The sequence below is a fragment of the Shinella sp. AETb1-6 genome (genome assembly GCF_009826875.1).
Classification (GTDB): Bacteria; Pseudomonadota; Alphaproteobacteria; order Rhizobiales; family Rhizobiaceae; genus Shinella; species Shinella sumterensis.
Genome location: NZ_WUMM01000007.1, coordinates 187,074 through 204,129, shown reverse-complemented (window position 1 = coordinate 204,129; position 17,056 = coordinate 187,074). Strand labels below are relative to the sequence as shown.

Annotated in this window: 22 protein-coding genes and 1 other RNA gene; 5 read left to right on the top strand and 18 right to left on the bottom strand. The window is 63.3% G+C overall.

Features of this window, described 5'->3' with window-relative positions; translation table 11 throughout:
- Window positions 1–131: 131 nt before the first annotated feature.
- The 11 genes from tolB to ruvC form a co-directional block, all read right to left on the bottom strand.
- Complete coding sequence (tolB, locus tag GR158_RS14785; RefSeq protein ID WP_160871595.1) at window positions 132–1,436, bottom strand: Tol-Pal system beta propeller repeat protein TolB; 1,305 nt, start codon at window positions 1,434–1,436, stop codon at window positions 132–134.
- Between the two features lie 22 nt (window positions 1,437–1,458).
- Window positions 1,459–2,571 (bottom strand): hypothetical protein, encoded by a 1,113-nt coding sequence (locus tag GR158_RS14780; RefSeq protein ID WP_134645772.1) that lies wholly within the window; start codon window positions 2,569–2,571, stop codon window positions 1,459–1,461.
- Window positions 2,572–2,580: 9 nt separating this feature from the next.
- Complete coding sequence (gene tolR / locus GR158_RS14775; RefSeq protein WP_134645774.1) at window positions 2,581–3,033, bottom strand: protein TolR; 453 nt, start codon at window positions 3,031–3,033, stop codon at window positions 2,581–2,583.
- Between the two features lie 26 nt (window positions 3,034–3,059).
- Window positions 3,060–3,776 carry a protein TolQ gene (gene tolQ, locus GR158_RS14770; protein WP_134645776.1) on the bottom strand — a complete coding sequence of 239 codons (717 nt, stop codon included), beginning with the start codon at window positions 3,774–3,776 and terminating at the stop codon, window positions 3,060–3,062.
- Between the two features lie 310 nt (window positions 3,777–4,086).
- Window positions 4,087–4,548, bottom strand: a complete 462-nt coding sequence (ybgC, locus tag GR158_RS14765) for a tol-pal system-associated acyl-CoA thioesterase (protein ID WP_134646223.1) — start codon at window positions 4,546–4,548, stop codon at window positions 4,087–4,089.
- Between the two features lie 5 nt (window positions 4,549–4,553).
- Entirely contained in the window at window positions 4,554–5,063 is a 510-nt protein-coding gene (locus GR158_RS14760; RefSeq protein ID WP_160871594.1) for an NUDIX hydrolase, read from the bottom strand.
- A gap of 13 nt (window positions 5,064–5,076) precedes the next feature.
- Window positions 5,077–6,117 (bottom strand): Holliday junction branch migration DNA helicase RuvB, encoded by a 1,041-nt coding sequence (ruvB, locus tag GR158_RS14755; RefSeq protein ID WP_134645780.1) that lies wholly within the window; start codon window positions 6,115–6,117, stop codon window positions 5,077–5,079.
- 40 nt (window positions 6,118–6,157) lie between these two features.
- Window positions 6,158–6,775, bottom strand: coding sequence for a Holliday junction branch migration protein RuvA (gene ruvA / locus GR158_RS14750; RefSeq protein ID WP_160871593.1), 618 nt, complete (start codon window positions 6,773–6,775; stop codon window positions 6,158–6,160).
- An 11-nt stretch (window positions 6,776–6,786) separates the two neighbouring features.
- On the bottom strand, window positions 6,787–7,203 hold the full coding sequence (locus GR158_RS14745; protein WP_160871592.1) for a type II toxin-antitoxin system VapC family toxin: 417 nt from the start codon (window positions 7,201–7,203) through the stop codon (window positions 6,787–6,789).
- Entirely contained in the window at window positions 7,184–7,447 is a 264-nt protein-coding gene (locus tag GR158_RS14740; protein ID WP_134645786.1) for an AbrB/MazE/SpoVT family DNA-binding domain-containing protein, read from the bottom strand. Before GR158_RS14740 ends, GR158_RS14745 begins: the two co-directional genes overlap by 20 nt.
- 55 nt (window positions 7,448–7,502) lie before the next feature.
- On the bottom strand, window positions 7,503–8,015 hold the full coding sequence (gene ruvC / locus GR158_RS14735) for a crossover junction endodeoxyribonuclease RuvC (RefSeq protein WP_160871591.1): 513 nt from the start codon (window positions 8,013–8,015) through the stop codon (window positions 7,503–7,505).
- Window positions 8,016–8,173: 158 nt separating this feature from the next.
- On the opposite strand from ruvC, the gene GR158_RS14730 reads away from it, so the two are divergent.
- The gene (locus tag GR158_RS14730; RefSeq protein WP_160871590.1) at window positions 8,174–9,175 is read left to right on the top strand and encodes an LLM class flavin-dependent oxidoreductase; all 1,002 of its coding nucleotides are present in this window, start codon (window positions 8,174–8,176) and stop codon (window positions 9,173–9,175) included.
- Between the two features lie 99 nt (window positions 9,176–9,274).
- Here GR158_RS14730 and GR158_RS14725 read toward each other — a convergent pair whose 3' ends face one another.
- From GR158_RS14725 to GR158_RS14715, 3 genes are all read right to left on the bottom strand, one after another.
- Window positions 9,275–10,021 carry a YebC/PmpR family DNA-binding transcriptional regulator gene (locus tag GR158_RS14725; protein WP_134645793.1) on the bottom strand — a complete coding sequence of 249 codons (747 nt, stop codon included), beginning with the start codon at window positions 10,019–10,021 and terminating at the stop codon, window positions 9,275–9,277.
- Window positions 10,022–10,187: 166 nt separating this feature from the next.
- Entirely contained in the window at window positions 10,188–10,682 is a 495-nt protein-coding gene (locus GR158_RS14720; protein WP_160871589.1) for a hypothetical protein, read from the bottom strand.
- 17 nt (window positions 10,683–10,699) lie between these two features.
- The gene (locus tag GR158_RS14715; protein WP_160871588.1) at window positions 10,700–11,536 is read right to left on the bottom strand and encodes an MBL fold metallo-hydrolase; all 837 of its coding nucleotides are present in this window, start codon (window positions 11,534–11,536) and stop codon (window positions 10,700–10,702) included.
- A 156-nt stretch (window positions 11,537–11,692) separates the two neighbouring features.
- Between GR158_RS14715 and GR158_RS14710 the strand changes: the two genes are divergently transcribed.
- A complete protein-coding gene (locus GR158_RS14710) occupies window positions 11,693–12,229 on the top strand; it encodes a pyridoxamine 5'-phosphate oxidase family protein (protein WP_134645800.1) in 537 nt (178 codons plus the stop codon).
- A 2-nt stretch (window positions 12,230–12,231) separates the two neighbouring features.
- Here the strand turns inward: GR158_RS14710 and GR158_RS14705 are convergent, their stop codons facing one another.
- Complete coding sequence (locus tag GR158_RS14705) at window positions 12,232–13,053, bottom strand: YmdB family metallophosphoesterase (RefSeq protein ID WP_160871587.1); 822 nt, start codon at window positions 13,051–13,053, stop codon at window positions 12,232–12,234.
- 9 nt (window positions 13,054–13,062) lie between these two features.
- Complete coding sequence (locus GR158_RS14700) at window positions 13,063–13,647, bottom strand: 5-formyltetrahydrofolate cyclo-ligase (protein ID WP_160871658.1); 585 nt, start codon at window positions 13,645–13,647, stop codon at window positions 13,063–13,065.
- Between the two features lie 200 nt (window positions 13,648–13,847).
- Here GR158_RS14700 and GR158_RS14695 point away from each other — a divergent pair, with 200 nt between their 5' ends.
- Complete coding sequence (locus GR158_RS14695; RefSeq protein ID WP_160871586.1) at window positions 13,848–14,069, top strand: hypothetical protein; 222 nt, start codon at window positions 13,848–13,850, stop codon at window positions 14,067–14,069.
- On the opposite strand, the gene GR158_RS14690 is transcribed toward GR158_RS14695, so the two are convergent.
- The gene (locus GR158_RS14690) at window positions 14,056–15,057 is read right to left on the bottom strand and encodes a sugar-binding transcriptional regulator (protein WP_160871585.1); all 1,002 of its coding nucleotides are present in this window, start codon (window positions 15,055–15,057) and stop codon (window positions 14,056–14,058) included. The genes GR158_RS14695 and GR158_RS14690 overlap by 14 nt on opposite strands.
- Before the next feature lie 304 nt (window positions 15,058–15,361).
- On the opposite strand from GR158_RS14690, the gene tal reads away from it, so the two are divergent.
- The gene (gene tal / locus GR158_RS14685; RefSeq protein WP_160871584.1) at window positions 15,362–16,324 is read left to right on the top strand and encodes a transaldolase; all 963 of its coding nucleotides are present in this window, start codon (window positions 15,362–15,364) and stop codon (window positions 16,322–16,324) included.
- A 142-nt stretch (window positions 16,325–16,466) separates the two neighbouring features.
- Entirely contained in the window at window positions 16,467–16,850 is a 384-nt protein-coding gene (locus tag GR158_RS14680) for a hypothetical protein (protein WP_160871583.1), read from the top strand.
- A 41-nt stretch (window positions 16,851–16,891) separates the two neighbouring features.
- Here GR158_RS14680 and ssrS read toward each other — a convergent pair.
- Window positions 16,892–17,050: non-coding RNA, 6S RNA (ssrS, locus tag GR158_RS14675), on the bottom strand.
- Window positions 17,051–17,056: the final 6 nt, after the last annotated feature.

Sequence of the window (17,056 nt, the reverse complement as noted above, 5' to 3'; positions counted from 1 at the left end):
GTTAATGATTGCTTGCAAGACCGTCCCCGGCCCCTCGCATTCCAGTGGATACGGGCCTGCCGCATCTCGCCTCGTCACTGCCTTGCAGGACTTTGCGGCAAGAACGCGGCAGGCCCGTCTCATAAACGTCACTATTCCAGAAGTGGTGACCAGGCCGGGTCGGACGCAAAGCCCTTCGTCTGGACCAACTGTTCATTATAGCCCGAAAGGTCGATCGAATAGATCTGCGGACCGCCGGCGCCGGCCGCCTGGCGGAAGAACATCAGCACACGGCCGTTCGGCGCCCAGGTCGGACCTTCGTTATGGAAGCCCGTCGTCAGGATGCGCTCGCCCGAACCATCCGGCTTCATCACGCCGATCGAGAACTTGCCGCCCGACTGCTTGGTGAAGGCGATGAGGTCGCCGCGCGGCGACCAGACCGGCGTGGAGTAGGAACCGTCACCGAAGGAGATGCGGCGCTGGTTGGAACCGTCGGCACCCATGACGTAGAGCTGCGGGCGACCGCCGCGGTCGCTTTCGAACACGACCTGCGCCCCGTCAGGCGCATAGGACGGCGAGGTATCGATCGCCGCCGTCGAGGTCAGGCGCGTCGTCGTCCGCGACCGCAGGTCCATCGTGTAGATGTTGGAGTTGCCTTCCTGTTGCAGGCTCATGATGACCTTCTGTCCATCCGGCGAAAAGCGCGGCGAGAAGGTCATGCCCGGGAAGTTGCCCACCACTTCGCGCTGCCCGGTCTCCAGCTGGAGCAGGTAGACGCGCGGCTGGTTGCCCTCGAAGGACATGTAGGTGATTTCCTGACGGTTCGGCGAAAAGCGCGGCGTCAGCACGATATCGTTGCCATTGGTCAGCGCGCGGGCGTTGAAACCGTCCTGGTCCATGATGGCAAGCTGGCGCTTGCGGGCGGTCTTCGGACCGCTTTCGGCGACATAGACGATGCGCGTATCGAAATAGCCCTTCTCGCCGGTCAGGTTCTCATAGATCGCATCGGCGATGATATGGGCGACACGGCGCCAGTTTTCCGGCTGCGTGAAGAACTGCTGGCCCGTGAGCTGCTGTCCGCCGAACGTATCCCACAGGCGGAACTCGGCGCGCAGACGGCCGTCACCCTCCTGCGTCACGCGGCCCGTCACAAGCGCCTGCGCATTGATGACCTTCCAGTCTTCGAAGCGCGGCGGCTGGTCGGGATTGGAGATCTTCTCGATGAAAGCCTGCTTGTTGACAGGCGCGAAAAGGCCGGAACGCTTCAGGTCGGCCGCGATCACATCGGTAATGCGCTGGCCGAGATCACCACTGGCGATGAAGTCGGTCACGGCGATCGGCAGAGGCTCGACATTGCCCTTGTTGATGTTGATTTCAACTCTTGCCGACGCGATCGGCATGGACGCCGCAAGACCGGTCAGCACGATCAGAAATCGAATGAGGTTACGTCTCAGCATGTATCTAGGCCTTCCCTAGTTCTTACATCATCTGGCTGGGGTCGAAGTTCACGACGACTTCGCTCCAGGCATCATATTTTTCCGGCGGCAGTCCCTTGAACGGCCGCGATTTCATGATGGCGCGGCGCGCGCCGCCGGCAAGGGCGCGGCGCGCGGAGTCCGTGCCGCCGGTCGCCACGACTTCGGGTTCGCCGATAATGTCGCCGTTCTGGTCGAGCTGCATCGTCACCTTGATGCGCACATCCTCGGCGCCCGACATGCCGGGCGTGATCGACCAGTTGTTCTGGATCTGGCCGCGCAGGGCGTCCATCTCGCTCATGGACAGCTTGGTGCCGCTGGTCGTCTTCTTGCCACCCAGCGCCGCCTGCTCCTGAGAACGCTTGGCGCCGCCACCGGCTGCCTTTTCCTTGTTGAGAAGCGCCGCGATCTCATCGGAGTTGAAGTCGCTGTCGTTCTGCGACGTCGCCTTCTCCTGCTTCTTCTTCTCGTCCTTCTTGCGATCGGGCGTCTTGGCGGTCTCGGCCTTGGCCGTCTCCGTCTTCTTCTCGGCAGGCTTTTCGGCCGTCTCGGCCTTCTTCGTCTCGACCTTCGGCTTCATTTCCGGCAGCGGAATCTTGTCCGGCAACGCTTCTGCTTCGGGGTCTGCGGCGGGCTTGTCCTCGGAAGGCGTGGCCTCCGGCTTCGGGTCGGGCTTGACCTCCTGCTTGGGCTCGGCAATGGCCGCGACCTCGGTCGAAGGCTCGCTGGCCTTCTGCTCGTCCTGCACCTGTTCGACGGGCTTGGAATCGGGCGTCTGAACGACCTTCTCCGCCTTTTCCGGTGCCGCCGCGGTCTCGATATCACGCGGCTTTTCACCCGGCGTCGGCAGGTTCTTCAGGTCGACCTCGTTGTCGCCGACATTTTCCGCGTTTTCGACCGGCGTTTCCTTCTTCGTCGGAACCGGCGCGGCCTTTTCCTTCATTTCGGCTTTCTTGTCGCCCTGCTGGATCTGCGTCAGCTCCTCGATCGACACGATGTCGACCGGCATCGCCTCGACGTTGGCCACGTCGAAGCTTTCGGGAGAGCCGAGCGAGACCAGCGCCCAGGTCAGAACCAGGGAATGGAGCACGGCGGATGTGGCAAGGCTGCCCTTCATGGCGTGCTGTTACCTGTCCGGTTTCTGCTCGGTGACGAGGCCGATATTGGTGAAGCCACCGGCCTGGATGCGCGACATGACGTCGGCGACCACGCCATAGGGCGCATTGCCATCGCCGCGCACGAAGACGCGCTCGGTATAGCCCGTCGTCGCGACGGCTTGCAGCTTGGCGGCGATCTCGTCGATCGGGATTGCCGTTTCCTGCAGGTAGACCTGCCCGTCCGACTTGACCGAAACGGTGATCGGCTGCGTATCGGCATTGAGGGCCGCGGCCTGCGTCTTCGGCAGGTCGATCGGCACGCCGACCGTCATGAGGGGTGCTGCGACCATGAAGATGATGAGCAGCACGAGCATGACGTCCACGAAGGGCGTCACGTTGATTTCACTCATCGGGGCTCGTCTGCCACCGCCGCGACGGCGGCGGCCGCCACCCGAATTCTTTGCACCGACTGACATGCCCATGGCGTCGTCTCCGTTTCAATCTGCCGTCACTGCGCTGCGGCGCGCGGCTGGAGCTTTTCGTCGATCTGGCGCGAAAGGATGGCCGAAAACTCGTCGGCGAAACCTTCCATGCGCGAGGTCAGCTTGCCTGCATCTGCGGAGAACTTGTTGTAGGCGATAACCGCCGGAATTGCGGCGAGGAGGCCGATCGCCGTCGCCAGAAGCGCTTCCGCAATACCCGGCGCCACGACGGCAAGGCTCGTCTGCTTGGAACCGGCGATGGCCTGGAACGACGTCATGATACCGACGACCGTACCGAAAAGGCCGACGAACGGGGCTGCCGAACCGATGGTGGCGAGCGACCCGAGGCGCGCTTCCAGCGTTTCGGATTCACGCGACAGCGTCACGTCCATTGCCCGGTCGATACGCATCTGAAGGCCGATGGGCGAACGCGCACCGCGCTCGAAACTCTTCTTCCACTCGCGCATCGCCGCCACGAAGATGGCGCTCATGCCCGACGTCTGACGGTCGGACAGCGTGCGATAAAGCTCCTCGAGCGATTGGCCGGACCAGAAGACCTGCTCGAAATTGTCGAGCTGACGACGGGCGCGCCCATATGTCACCGTCTTGTCGACGACGATCGCCCACGTCCAGACGGACGCGGCGATCAGGCCGAGCATGACGAGCTTTACGACGAAACCGGCCTGCATGAAGAGACCCCAGAGGGTCACACTGTGCGCGGCATCCAAACCCACTTGTTCCATAGACCTATGTCCCCGAATCCAAATACCCGGCACGGGCACATCGCAGCCCGACCGGGTAACATTCCGCCGTCGCGACCGCCTGGGAGGTGGGACCGCTAGGGCATTCACAAACGCACGTCGCAGCCAGGATCTCGATCCGCACCCGCTTCGCAGCCCGTCAAGAATGTCCGGTTGATGCTGCCGGCCGCCATGCCGGTCAAACGCTTACAACCTGCCTTCTTCACGGCAAATTTGGTTAAAGGATGACGTGCAGTGCACAAAATCCTCACCAACCGAGTAAGACATCATTATGGTTAAGGGAGCGTTACCGCTAAACGACACCAGTCAATTCTTGCGCTCTGGCAAGAAAACGGGTGGCGAGCGCCTCCGGCAGGCGACGCGGCCGGCCCTGCGCATTGATGACGGCGATGATGACGCGCGCGGCAATCAGAAGCTGTTCGCCGCGACGAATCTCCTGCGTCAGGATCATCTTGGCGCCGCCGGCCTTTTCGGTGGAGGTGAGGATCGTCAGGATATCGTCCATGCGCGCCGGCGCCTTGAAGTCGATCTCCATGCGATGCACGACGAAGACGAGACCCTCGCGGTCCTCCTCCAGCACGAGACTGCCCTGCTCGACGCCGAGCAGGCGAAGATAGTCCGTGCGTCCGCGCTCCAGGAAATGCAGATAGCGCGCGTGATAGACCACGCCGGAGAAATCCGTGTCCTCGTAATAGACACGTTGCACGAGCCGATGGCCCGTTTCGGTCAATTCACCCGAAAGGTGGTGATACATGTCCGTCAAGCTGCGGTCTCCTTTGCGGCCTGCCGCGACAATCCTTCCCGAAGAATGACATGTTCGACCGCGGCCGGCAGCCGGTCCAGGCGATCGGCAATGAATTGCGGTTTCAGCACATGATCGCCCCGTGCCGCGTGGTTGGCGCGCAACCAGCGGAACTCGACCTCGAGACCATCGACGATGCGGTGCACAATGTCGGTCTCGTGGAAGGGAAAGTCGTCGTCCATGGATAGCAGATAATAGAAACCGAGTTCGTGCGCGGCGTAACCTTCATAGGTGAAGAAGCTCTCGACCGTCCACAGAAGGCGCTCGATGCGCACATCCTTATGAAGTTCTTCGCGCATTTCCCGCAGGATCGTCTCCTGCGAGCTTTCGCCAATCTCGGCGCGCCCACCGGGCAACGCCCAGTAATCGTCCTTCACCGCGCGCTGCGCGAGAATGTAACCGTCGCGAAAAATCAGGCCCGCCACACGAAAACTGAAGAGCTGCGGCTTGCGGTCGATGCGGATCATGTGGCGATCCCGCTCACTCATCCTCCAGCCCCAGCCGGAACTGCGTGGCTTCCAGATCCTTCGGCGGCGTGAGGCCCATATGCTTCCAGGCATTCGCCGTCAGAACCCGCCCGCGCGGCGTGCGCTGAATGAAGCCCTGCTGGATCATATAGGGCTCGATGATGTCCTCGATGGCGTCGCGCGGCTCGGAAAGCCCTGCCGCGATCGTCTCGATGCCGACAGGTCCGCCGCCGAAATTATGCGCGATCATCGACAGATAACGCCGGTCGAGCTGGTCGAGGCCCATATTGTCGACCAGAAGTCGCGTCAGCGCCTCGTCGGCAATCGTCTGCGTGACGGCTTCCGCCCGTGCGACCTCGGCGAAATCGCGCACGCGCCGCAGAAGCCGGCCTGCGATACGCGGGGTCCCGCGGGCACGGCGCGCGATTTCGCGCGCGCCTTCATCCGTCATGCCGAGCCCCATCAGCCGGGCGCCGCGGCGCACGATCGATTCCAGTTCCTCGACCGTATAGAAATTCAGCCGCACCGGAATGCCGAAACGGTCACGCAGCGGCGTCGTCAGGAGGCCGAGGCGCGTGGTCGCAGCCACGAGGGTGAACTTCGACAGGTCGATCTTCACCGAGCGCGCCGCCGGGCCCTCGCCGATGATGAGGTCGAGCTGGAAATCCTCCATGGCCGGATAGAGGATTTCCTCGACGGCCGGATTGAGGCGGTGGATTTCATCGATGAAGAGCACGTCGCGCTCTTCGAGATTGGTGAGCAGCGCCGCAAGGTCGCCGGCCTTGGCGATGACAGGGCCGGAGGTCGAGCGGAAATTGACGCCGAGTTCCTTCGCCATGATCTGGGCAAGCGTGGTCTTGCCGAGCCCGGGCGGGCCGACGAACAGCACATGGTCGAGTGCTTCGCCGCGGTTCTTCGCCGCCTCGATGAAAATCTTGAGGTTGGCGCGCGCCTCCGCCTGGCCGGTGAAGTCGTCCAGCGTTTGCGGCCTCAGGGCCGTGTCGATGTCCTCGCCGCGCTTGTCCGGCGAAAGCAGTCTGTTTTCGTCGCTCATCGCGCCCTAATCCCATTGTCCACGGCGGAAGGCAACCGCATCACCGCGACAATTCCTTCAGGCCGAGACGGATGAGCTTGGCGCTGTCGGCGCCCTCCCCGCCGTTCTTCAGCGCGGCCGCGATGGCATTGGCGGCCTGGTCGCGCGAGTAGCCGAGATTGGTGAGCGCCGAGACGGCATCGGAGACGGGCGCCGAGGCGACGCCCTCGCCGAGCTCCTGCTTGAGCCCGATTGCAGCGCCGGCCTCGCCGGAAAAGGCCGGCGCCTTGTTGCGCAGTTCCGTCATGATGCGCACGGCCACCTTCGGCCCGACACCCGGCGCGCGCGACACCGCCGTCTTGTCCTGCAGCGCGATGGCATTGGCCAGTTCGCCCGGCGTGAGCGTCGAGAGCACGGCGAGCGCGACCTTGGAGCCGACGCCCTGCACGCTCTGCAACAGGCGGAACCATTCCCGCTCCAGCGCCGTCAGGAAGCCGAAAAGCCGGAACTGATCCTCGCGCACATAGGTCTCGATGAACAGGACAGCCGCCTCGCCGGCCGAACCGAGCTTGCCGAGCGTGCGCGCCGAGCAATGGGCGACATAGCCCACCCCGTGCACGTCGAGAACCACGTGATCCTCTCCGATCTCGTCGATGGTGCCTTTGAGTTTGCCGATCATGGAAGGATCCGTCAGGGATGGATTTCGGGAGAGATGATGTCGAGGGCCGGGAAATAGCTGCGGTAACGGGCGGCATCGCGGGTGAGAAGCCGATGGGCCCGCACCGCGGCGTGCGCACCGATCAGAAAGTCCGGTAGCGTGCGCTCGCGCAGTCCGCCGGCCCGCTTATAGCGTTGATGCGCCAGCCCCGCCTGGTAGGCGGCGGAAAACGGCAAGGCCTCGCGCACCGGGTTGAGCCGTGAAAGCGTCTGCGCAAGGGCGTCCTCGCTCGCCATCATCCCGGCAAGCTCCGCCCAGACGATGGGGGAGAGGACGAACTGGACATCCGGCTTGAGCGCGAGAATGGTGCGCGACGACCAGTCCTTGAACGGCGTTTCCAGCCCGAAGACATCGATGATGATGTTCGTATCAATCAGAACCGAGGTCATCGCGGGGTCCACGGAGCCATTCCATATATTCGTCGGTCGTCATGCCGCCGGTGTCGAAGATACCGCTTCGGCTCTTCAGCCAGGCCTCGAAATCGTCCGGCTCCGCACTCTTGCCACCCGCGACGACGATCAGCCGCGCGCCCTTGTCGTCCGCCACGAAATCCACTTCCGATCCCGGACCGATATTCAATCGATCGCGGATCTCCTTGGGGATGGTCACCTGACCTTTTTCCGTCACACGCATGGTAATACCTCTGCGGTATTACTTACCCGCCAAACAGGAACAAGTCAAGAACAAATCAACCGACGAGCTTGGCGAGGCGGCCGGAAAGGCCCTGGCGATTGTGCGCGTGGCAGATGGCGATGGCCAACGCGTCGGCGGCATCATTGCCCACGAAGGTTGCCTTGGGCATCAGGACCTTCAGCATCATGTGGATCTGCTGTTTCTCGCCATGACCGACTCCGATCACCGCCTTCTTGACCGCATTGGGGGCGTATTCGGCGACGCGCAGGCCGGCACGGGCCGGCACCAGCATGGCGATGCCGCGGGCCTGGCCGAGTTTCAGCGTTGCCACCGCATCCTTGTTGACGAAGGTCTGCTCGACGGCGGCTTCGTGCGGCTGGTGACTGTGTATGATGTCGGAAAGCCCGTCATGCAGCTGGCACAGGCGCGAGGCAAGATCCATGTCGCCATCGGAAGTCACGGTTCCGGACGCAACGAAGCGCAGCGAATTGCCGAGTGTCTCGATGACGCCCCACCCGGTGCGGCGAAGCCCCGGATCGATGCCGATGATGCGAATCGTTTCCTGCATGGGTGAACCCTAATCCTCTCGGAGGAACCCTGCCAGCCAAATGTGAACAAAACAAAAACATTGACGCCATTCCCATAAACTCGGAAAGCGTCGCTTGGATTTCAGGAAACTGAACCTACATGGGAGGACGATCAAATTCCCTTACATGAGGCTGCATCATGGTGCCCTTCTCCATCCTCGACCTTTCACCGGTCATCGAAGGCGGCACCGTCGCCCAATCGCTGGCCAGTTCCCGACGCCTCGCCCAGGAAGCCGAAGCGCAGGGTTACAAGCGCTTCTGGCTTGCCGAACATCACGGCATGCGCGGCATTGCCAGCGCGGCCACCGCGCTCGTCATCCAGCATGTCGCCACCGGCACGCAGAAAATCCGCGTCGGCTCCGGCGGCATCATGCTGCCGAACCATTCGCCGCTGGTCATCGCCGAACAGTTCGGCACGCTTGCAGCCCTCTTCCCCGACCGTATCGACCTCGGCCTCGGCCGCGCGCCGGGAACCGACATGCGCACCGCGCAGGCGCTGCGGCGCAATCTCGAAACCAGTTCCAACAATTTTCCGCAGGACGTCGTGGAGCTGATGCAGCTCATGGGGCCGATCAGCCCGGAGCAGAAAGTCATCGCCATTCCCGGTGCGGGCAGCAACGTGCCCGTCTGGCTGCTCGGCTCCAGCCATTATTCGGCGCATCTCGCCGGCATGCTCGGTCTGCCCTTCGCCTTCGCCTCGCATTTCGCACCCGACATGCTGCTCTCGGCGCTGGAAATCTACCGCGAGCGTTTCGAGCCGTCGCAGTATCTCGACAAGCCTCACGCCATGGTGGGCGTGATGGGGGCCGCTGCCGATACGGATGCGGAAGCCGACTACCTCTTCACGTCCATGCAGCAATCCTTCGTGCGCCTGCGCCGCGGCACGCCCGGCGCCTTCCCGGCACCGGTGGACAGCATGGACGGCTTCTGGAGCGAGCAGGAGCACATCAATGTCGAGCACACGCTGCAATATGCCGTCGTCGGCGGCCCGGAAAAAATCCGCCGGCGCATCGCCGATTTCCTGGATCTGACCAAGGCGGACGAACTGATCATCTCCATGCCGATCTACGACATGGACGCGCGGCTGAAATCGGTGCGGCTGTTTGCGCAGGCGCAGCGGGAATTGGCCGAGGCGGCATAACAAAAGGCCGGGGGACAACGTCACCCGGCCTTTTTGCTGTGTGCTCCCTGCGTCATCCTCAGGCCCGGCCCGGGGCGACGGAAGAGATCGAAAATCCGATCAGGCCGAAAGCTTGGCCATGACTTCGTCGGAGACTTCGAAGTTCGAATAGACGTTCTGCACGTCGTCATCGTCTTCCAGCGTGTCGATGAGCTTCATCAGCGACTGCGCCTTTTCCTCGTCGACCGGCACCGTGTTCTGCGGCTTCCAGATCGCCTTGACGGTCTCGGCTTCGCCGAGCTTGTCTTCCAGCGCCTTGGAGACGTCGCCGATATCCTCGAAACCGCAGATGATCGTGTGGCCGTCCTCGTCCGTCGTCACGTCCTCGGCGCCGGCCTCGATGGCGGCTTCCATGACGGCGTCGGCATCACCGACGGAAAGCTTGTAGGTGATTTCGCCGACGCGGTCGAAGGAGAAGGAAACCGAACCGGTTTCACCCAGCGCGCCGCCAGCCTTGGAGAAGGTCGAGCGAACGGAGGAAGCCGTGCGGTTGCGGTTGTCCGTCAGCGCCTCGACGATGACGGCGACGCCGCCCGGGCCATAACCTTCGTAGCGGACTTCTTCGTAGTTCTCGCTGTCGGCGCCCGAGGCCTTCTTGATGGCGCGCTCGATATTGTCCTTCGGCATGGACTGCGCCTTGGCGTTCTGGATCGCCAGACGCAGGCGGGCGTTCATCGCCGGGTCGGGCAGGCCCGTCTTGGCCGCAACCGTGATTTCGCGGGCAAGCTTGGAAAACATTTTCGACCGCACGGCGTCCTGCCGACCCTTGCGGTGCATGATATTCTTGAACTGTGAATGGCCAGCCATGGCACCCCTGTCTCGTTTGGCGCCCGTCGTTTCGGTCGCCGGTCTGTACGCTGGAGCACAAGGGCGCTGTATCGCGCCGGCCTGCCGCCCCGATTTTCGGAATGCCGCCTTATAATTTCATTGCCGCCGCACGTCCAGCAGGGCCACGGAACAAAGCGAGGGCGGTTCAGTCGGCGCGCACATGGGCCCGGCTGAGCAGGAAGGAATGCCCATCGTTGCGCTCGCAGGTCAGCCCCGTGCGCTCCGAATAGCAGGTGAACGGGCCGCCACGCCAAACTTCGCCATAGGCGATGGTGCGGTCCGCGCTGCAGCAGCCCTGGTCGCCGACATCGGACGAGACGATCGCCTTGCCGCTGCGCCCGAGGGTCGCACGCAGATATTTCGGCTCGATACGATCGCAGGAGAGTTCCGGCCCGCCGTCGGGCGGCTGATAGACATCGGTCCCGCCCTCGGGAATGTAGGTGCAACCGATATTGCCCGAGGGCATGACGAAATGTTCCGCCACGCCCAAGGCGCGCGTCGGCAGCCTTTCCACCGGTTTCGTTTCCGTCTGGCGCGGCTTGCCGGCATCACCCGCGGGGCCGACGGGTGTCGGCGCACCGCTTGCGAAGGCGAGGGCCGACGAAAGCAGCAGTGCAGGCAGGGCAAGAACAAGACGCATGCGGGTCGACTCCGGCATCAGACGCCGGAGAGAATATGAATCGTCGGCCGCTTCGGCAAGCTGCGGATGGAGACCGTGACGGTGGCGTCATCGTCGGTCACGGCATCGAAGCCGCTGCCGAACATCGAGAGGAACTGGCTGATCGGCGGCCCGCGGCGGTGCATGGGCAAAATGAGCGCGGAGCGAAGACGCTGCACGACGCGGCTCATGCTTTCCGCGCCCATGGTCAAGCCGCCATCGACCGGCACCATGAGGACGTCGAGCCGGCCGATCTCGGCATACTGCTTTTCCGTCAGTTCATGATGCAGGTGGCCGAGATGGCCGATGCACAGGCCCGCGACCTCGAAGATGAAGATGGAATTGCCGTTCGGCTCCATCGCGCCGCCCCAGCCCCGGATATCGGTGGGCACATTGCGGATATAGGCATCGCCGACGACGACATCGTGGTCGGCACCATTCTCCGACGTCTCGTCCCAGCCGTGCAGGACGTGGTCGATCCCGGGATCAGGGTTCAGCGTGTAGTGGCTGGAATGCGCCTTGTTCATCGTCACCACATCCGGCAACGCCGGCGGCGCATACCAGCCGTTATAATCGGTGGCGATCCGCACGCCCGCGGGCGTCTCGATGAAGAAGGTCGAATGGCCGACATAGGTAATGCGCACCTCCTCATCCGCCTTGGCCTGCACCTTCAGCACCGGATCGGCGGAGAAGCTGGCGAAGGTGACGGACGGCAAGGCGCGCGCGATCATCTGGCACTGGCTGACCGGTGGCGTCTCTGTCTGGGCGAGGGATGGGCGCGGCGCCAGCAGATACACGGCGGCCACGATCAACGGAATGAGCAGGAGATGCGGCATGAGCGGCTCCGTTCATTGGTCGGCGCGACTATGCGCCCGACGCTTCCGCAGGTCGAGGCCGCGATGGCGGGAGCGCGATCACAATCCGTTGAGCGGAACCTTCGAAGGGGACCTCACGTTTTCTGCGGGAACAGACCAACGATTGCGAGGAACACCATGTCCAACATCACCCGTGCGCGCGAAAATCCGAAAGAACAGCTCTTCGACGAGATCGACAAGATCCATGCAGGCATGCTCGGCATCGAAGGCGCGCACATGCACATGCAGCCGATGTCGCCGCAGCTCGATCGCCAGACGGCGACGATCTGGTTCTTCACCCGGACGGACGCCGAGATCGTCAAGGCGCTGACACCCGGCGCCCATGCGCATTTCTGCGTCGTCGGCAAGGATCACGATTATCATGCCTGCATCGCCGGCCGCCTGAGCGTGCGCAAGGACCCGGTGAAGATCGACGAATACTGGAGCTCCATCGTCGAGGCATGGTTCGACCACGGCAAGAGCGACCCGAAGCTGACCATGCTCGCGCTGGAAATGGACGATGCCGAGATCTGGGCTTCGACCGGCAGCAAGCTGAAATTCGGCTGGGAGATCGCCAAGGCGAACTTCAATCCGGAGGAAGAGCCGGATGTCGGCGTGAAGGCGCATCTGCGCTTCAACGAAGGTTCAGCCGATCAGCTGCGCCGCATGATCTGACGTTACCAGAAGCTCGGCACCGTTTCGCTGAGGCGCGGCCCCAGGCGAAGCGGTGCGATCTTCTCGGCAAGGCCGGTGCGATCAGAGATTTCGACGGCGAGGCCACAGATCGTGGCAGGGCCGGACGCGGCCTCGAACCGTCCCTTCGGCATCTTCGAAATGAACCGGTTCAACGGTTCTTCCTTTTCCATGCCGAGCGACGAATCGTAATCGCCGCACATGCCGGCATCCGACAGGTAACCCGTGCCGCCGTTCAGGATCTGGCAGTCGGCGGTCGGCACATGCGTATGCGTACCGACGACGACGCTGGCGCGGCCATCGACGAAATGGCCGAAGCACTGCTTCTCGCTTGTCGCTTCCGCATGGAAATCGAAAATGATGGCATCCGCCTGCTCGCCGAGCGGGCAGGATGCGAGGATGGCCTCACCCGCCGTGAAGGGATCGTCCAGCTCGGGATGCATGAAGACGCGTCCCATGATGTTGGCGACGAGCACCCGCGCCCCGTTGCGGGCGATGAAGAGGTTCGCGCCGCGGCCGGGCGTGCCGGCGGGATAATTGGCGGGGCGCAGGAACTGGTCGTGCCGGCCCGCAAAGCCCACCGCCTCCTTCTGGTCCCAGACGTGGTTGCCGGTCGTCACCACATCGGCACCGGCATCGATGGTGCTGAGGAAGATATCCTCGGTGATGCCGAAGCCGCCGGCCGCGTTCTCCCCGTTGACGACGACGAAATCCAGCTTGAAATCGCTGATCAATCCCGGCAGGCGCTCCCAGACGGCCGTCCGCCCGGTCTTGCCCACCATGTCGCCCAGAAAGAGAAAACGCATCGAACTGCCTTAAGAAACCTGTTGGACCGTGCGGAGACCGCTTTCCGTGAGAATGGCGTCGAGAGGGACGTCGTGCGGTTCCGCTGGTACTGATGCCACTTCCTGGCAGTCGAACGCAATGCCGATCAGTTTCGGCGTCCGTCCTTTCGCCTTCAGCCGGTCGATGGCGCGGTCATAGTGACCGGCGCCGTAGCCGATGCGGTTGCCCGCCCTGTCGAACGCCGAAAGCGGCACGAGGAGAATATCGGGTTCGAGCACAGCGGCTTCCGGCCCCGGCCCGGTCGTGCCGAAGCCCGTCTTGACCACGGGGGCATCCGGTTCCCACGCGCGAAACACGATTGTCTCCCGGTCGAGCACGACCGGCAGGCAAAGCCTGGCGCCCCGCGCGCGCAACTGCGCCATGAGCGGCCGGATATCCGCTTCCGAGCGAATCGGCCAGAAACCCGAAATGACGGCGCCCGGCGCAAAGAGGATACGTTCGCCGGCATGGTCGGTCATTGCCTGTCCCGCTTCGAGACGCGCCTGCGGCGTCATCGCGTCGCGCAAGGCCAGCCGTTCGTTGCGGATCGCCGCCTTCAGTTCCTTCGCCGTCATGGAAGATGTCACGGGTATCTCCAGCATTTTGCCGTGCCTTATCAGGTGGAAGTGCGCAAAGGCAAATCCCTCATCCAGCCAAACGTGGCAGCGACGTCGAGTCCCGGAATGGCACAAACGTGCACGGGATCGAGGAGAGGCGTTAAGCATTGCGACAGTTTGAACTTTCCGCAGGCAGGCCAAGTCTCTAACCGGGCCTCATGCCTGCGCAGAACGACCGCCCCCCTTTCCCCGAACTGACGGAAATCGAGAAGAGATGTCTCGAGCTCGCCGCCCTCGGCAGGAGCCCGAGTGATATCGTGCTGGAAACCGACCTGTCGTCGCAGCGCGTGGCGGAAGCGATGCGCAGCGCCACCGACAAGCTCGGCGCCCGCAACATAACGGGCGCTATCACCCGCGCGCTGCGTCTCAACCTGATTTGATATCGGCGGCCGCCGCGTCTTCGGCCAGTTGCAGCATGGCGAGCGCCGCACCCTCGTCGGTAATGAGCGTATTGCAGCCGACGCGCCGGATCGTCGCCCGGATGGCCGGAGCCCTGTGCGCGCCGCCCGAGACGAGCACGATATGGCGCGCCTTCTTCACCGTATCGAGATCGATCGACATGACCCGGTCGCGGATCGGATGATCGATCGTGCGCCCCTCCGCATCGAGGAAATTGCACATCGTGTCGCAGACGCACCCTGCCGCGACCAGTTCCTCCAGCTCATGCCGGGCGATGAAGTCGCGCGACAGCGAGCTGGAGCGCGGGCCGATATCGCCGCAGCTGACGACGGCGATGTCCATGTTCTCCGCCAGGTCGAAGAGGGTCTTCAGGCCGCATTTCTCGATGAGGCTGCGTTTGGTCTCGCGTGAATCCACGAGCAGCGGCGCGAGGAACAGGTAGCATTCCGCTCCGAGCTGGCTCGCAAGCTGCCAGGTGTATTCGATCGGGTTGATGTGGTGCGCCTCCACCACGCCGCCGAGCAGCGAGACGACCTTGACGCGCTCGCGTCGCGCCGGGCGGAAACTGGCGAGCGACGCCGTCAGCGTCCGTCCCCAGCCGACGCCGACCGTACAGTCGTCGGGGATCGCCTCGGTCAGGAATTGCCCGAGCGCCAGCCCCACGCTCTTGGCCGTCGCCTCCGCGCTATCGGCCGCCGGCACCACCACGGCCTCGTCGAGCCCGTAGGCCTTTTCGAGCCGCACGGCCAGTTCCACGCAGTCGGCGATGCCCTCGTTGATCCAGATCTGAACTTCCGAGCGCTTCAGCGCCTCGTCCAGCATGCGGATGACCGTCGAGCGGCTGACGCCGATCTTTTCGGCAACATCCTTCTGGGTAAGGCCTTGATTGTAATAAAGCCACGCGGCGCGCAGCCGAAGGGCCGCCGATTCCGAATAGGCCGTATGTGTGTCGCGCCGAAGCCTTGCCACGTCGCCTCCCGTTTCCGCCATTACATATGCTGCCTGGCAACTTGCGGGCACCATAACACGTCCCGTACAAAATGCGACATATGTTCAAAACAATCAGCAAAAGTACTTGCTTTTTTGCCCGCAACGGATGATAGTCCGCTCATATCGGCTGGCGGCACTCCGTCGGCGGATTGGTTGTGCGGGCACGCGCGGCGACGGAAAAGGAAGCACTGTCGCCGCACGCGTTTGCCGACGAGGAACATGGAGGAGGGTTTGGCGTTCCGCTGGAACGCCACCCAGCAACAACCATTTCGGGATTTCGGATATGACGTCCAAGCTTGAACAACTCCGCGCGATGACGACCGTCGTGGCAGACACCGGCGACATCGAAGCCGTGCGCCGCCTGAAGCCGGTCGATTGCACCACCAATCCCACGATCGTCCTCAAGGCGCTCGGCACGCCGATGTTTGCCGACACGGTCGCAGAAGCGATCCGCTGGGGCCAGTCCCAGGGCGGAAATCGTGAAGGCGTCGTGGCGGCAGTTGCCGACCGCCTCGCCATTTCCGTCGGCGCGGCACTGGCCGAGCTCGTCCCGGGCCGTGTTTCGACCGAGGTCGATGCAGACCTTTCCTTCGACACCGAAGCCTCGATTGCCAAGGGTCGCGACATCATCAAGGCCTATGAAGCGCGCGGCATCACCCGCGACCGCATCCTCATCAAGCTCGCCTCCACCTGGGAAGGCATCCGCGCCGCGGAAGTTCTCCAGAAGGACGGCATCGACTGCAACCTGACGCTGCTCTTCAACAAGGCCCAGGCGATCGCCTGCGCCGATGCCGGCGCCTTCCTCATCTCGCCCTTCGTCGGCCGCATCCTCGACTGGCACGTCAAGGCATCGGGCAAGACCTTCACGGCCGAAGAAGATCCGGGCGTGCTGTCGGTCCGCTCGATCTACGACTATTACAAGTCCAACGGCATCAACACGATCGTCATGGGCGCCTCCTTCCGCAACACCGGCGAAATCGAGGCGCTGGCCGGCTGCGATCGCCTGACGATCAGCCCGGCCCTGCTCGAGGAGCTGGACGCCGCCGAAGGCACGCTGGAGCGCAAGCTTTCGCCGGAAAAGGCCGCCAAGGTCTCGCCGATCAAGATCGACGAGAAGACCTTCCGCTGGATGCTGAACGAAGACGCCATGGCGACCGACAAGCTCTCCGAAGGCATCCGCGCCTTTGCAAAGGACCTCGGCGGACTGCGCGCCATGATCGACAAGGAACTGAAGGCAGCCGCGTAAGCGAGAACCTTCAAGCCGATGCTACCAAAAGGCCGCCGAACGGGCGGCCTTTTTCATGTGCGGGGCCAGGCTGTCTCGGCTTTGACTTTGGCGGCCCGTGCCATAGGTGGGGACTGACCAGCCATGGCATGAAGGGGTTTTCATGAAACCGACGACACCGTCTCCTTGCGTACTCGCCCTTGCTCTTACCCTTTGCGGGCCATCGGCAGCCCATGCCGACACGGTATTCAAGCCCGGGCTTTTTGTGCGGCAGACCCAGCACTGGGACTCCAAGACGAACGGCTTCCTGCCCGGCGCGGAAGAGGGCGAAGGAGACGGATGCTGGCAGGTGGAAAGCGTCAGCGCGAGTGAGGTTAAAATGAAGCTGATCAGCGGCGTCTTCAAGCCGTGGTGGGCGGACAGCGCCATCGAGATCGGCACATCCGACACCTGGTTCGACAACGAGGTTTACCGGGAAACCAATCCCGGCGCCGCGCCGCTTTCCCAGCTGCGCAAGATCTTCACGCCGGTTGCTTCCTGCGGCTGAACGAGCGCCGGCCGCGCATTGCATGCCGACAAAACAGAGAGGTGCGATCCGCGGCGACCGATGGAGATTTACGATCCTGGGTGCCTACAAACGTAGGTGGGCGCCATATGTCCAGGCCCACGAGCCTGGTCAGGGACAGCTCCCGTTGGATCGAGTATGGCCCCAGGGATTGTGGTTCCTGTCGGGAAGCGCAGATCGCTCATGAC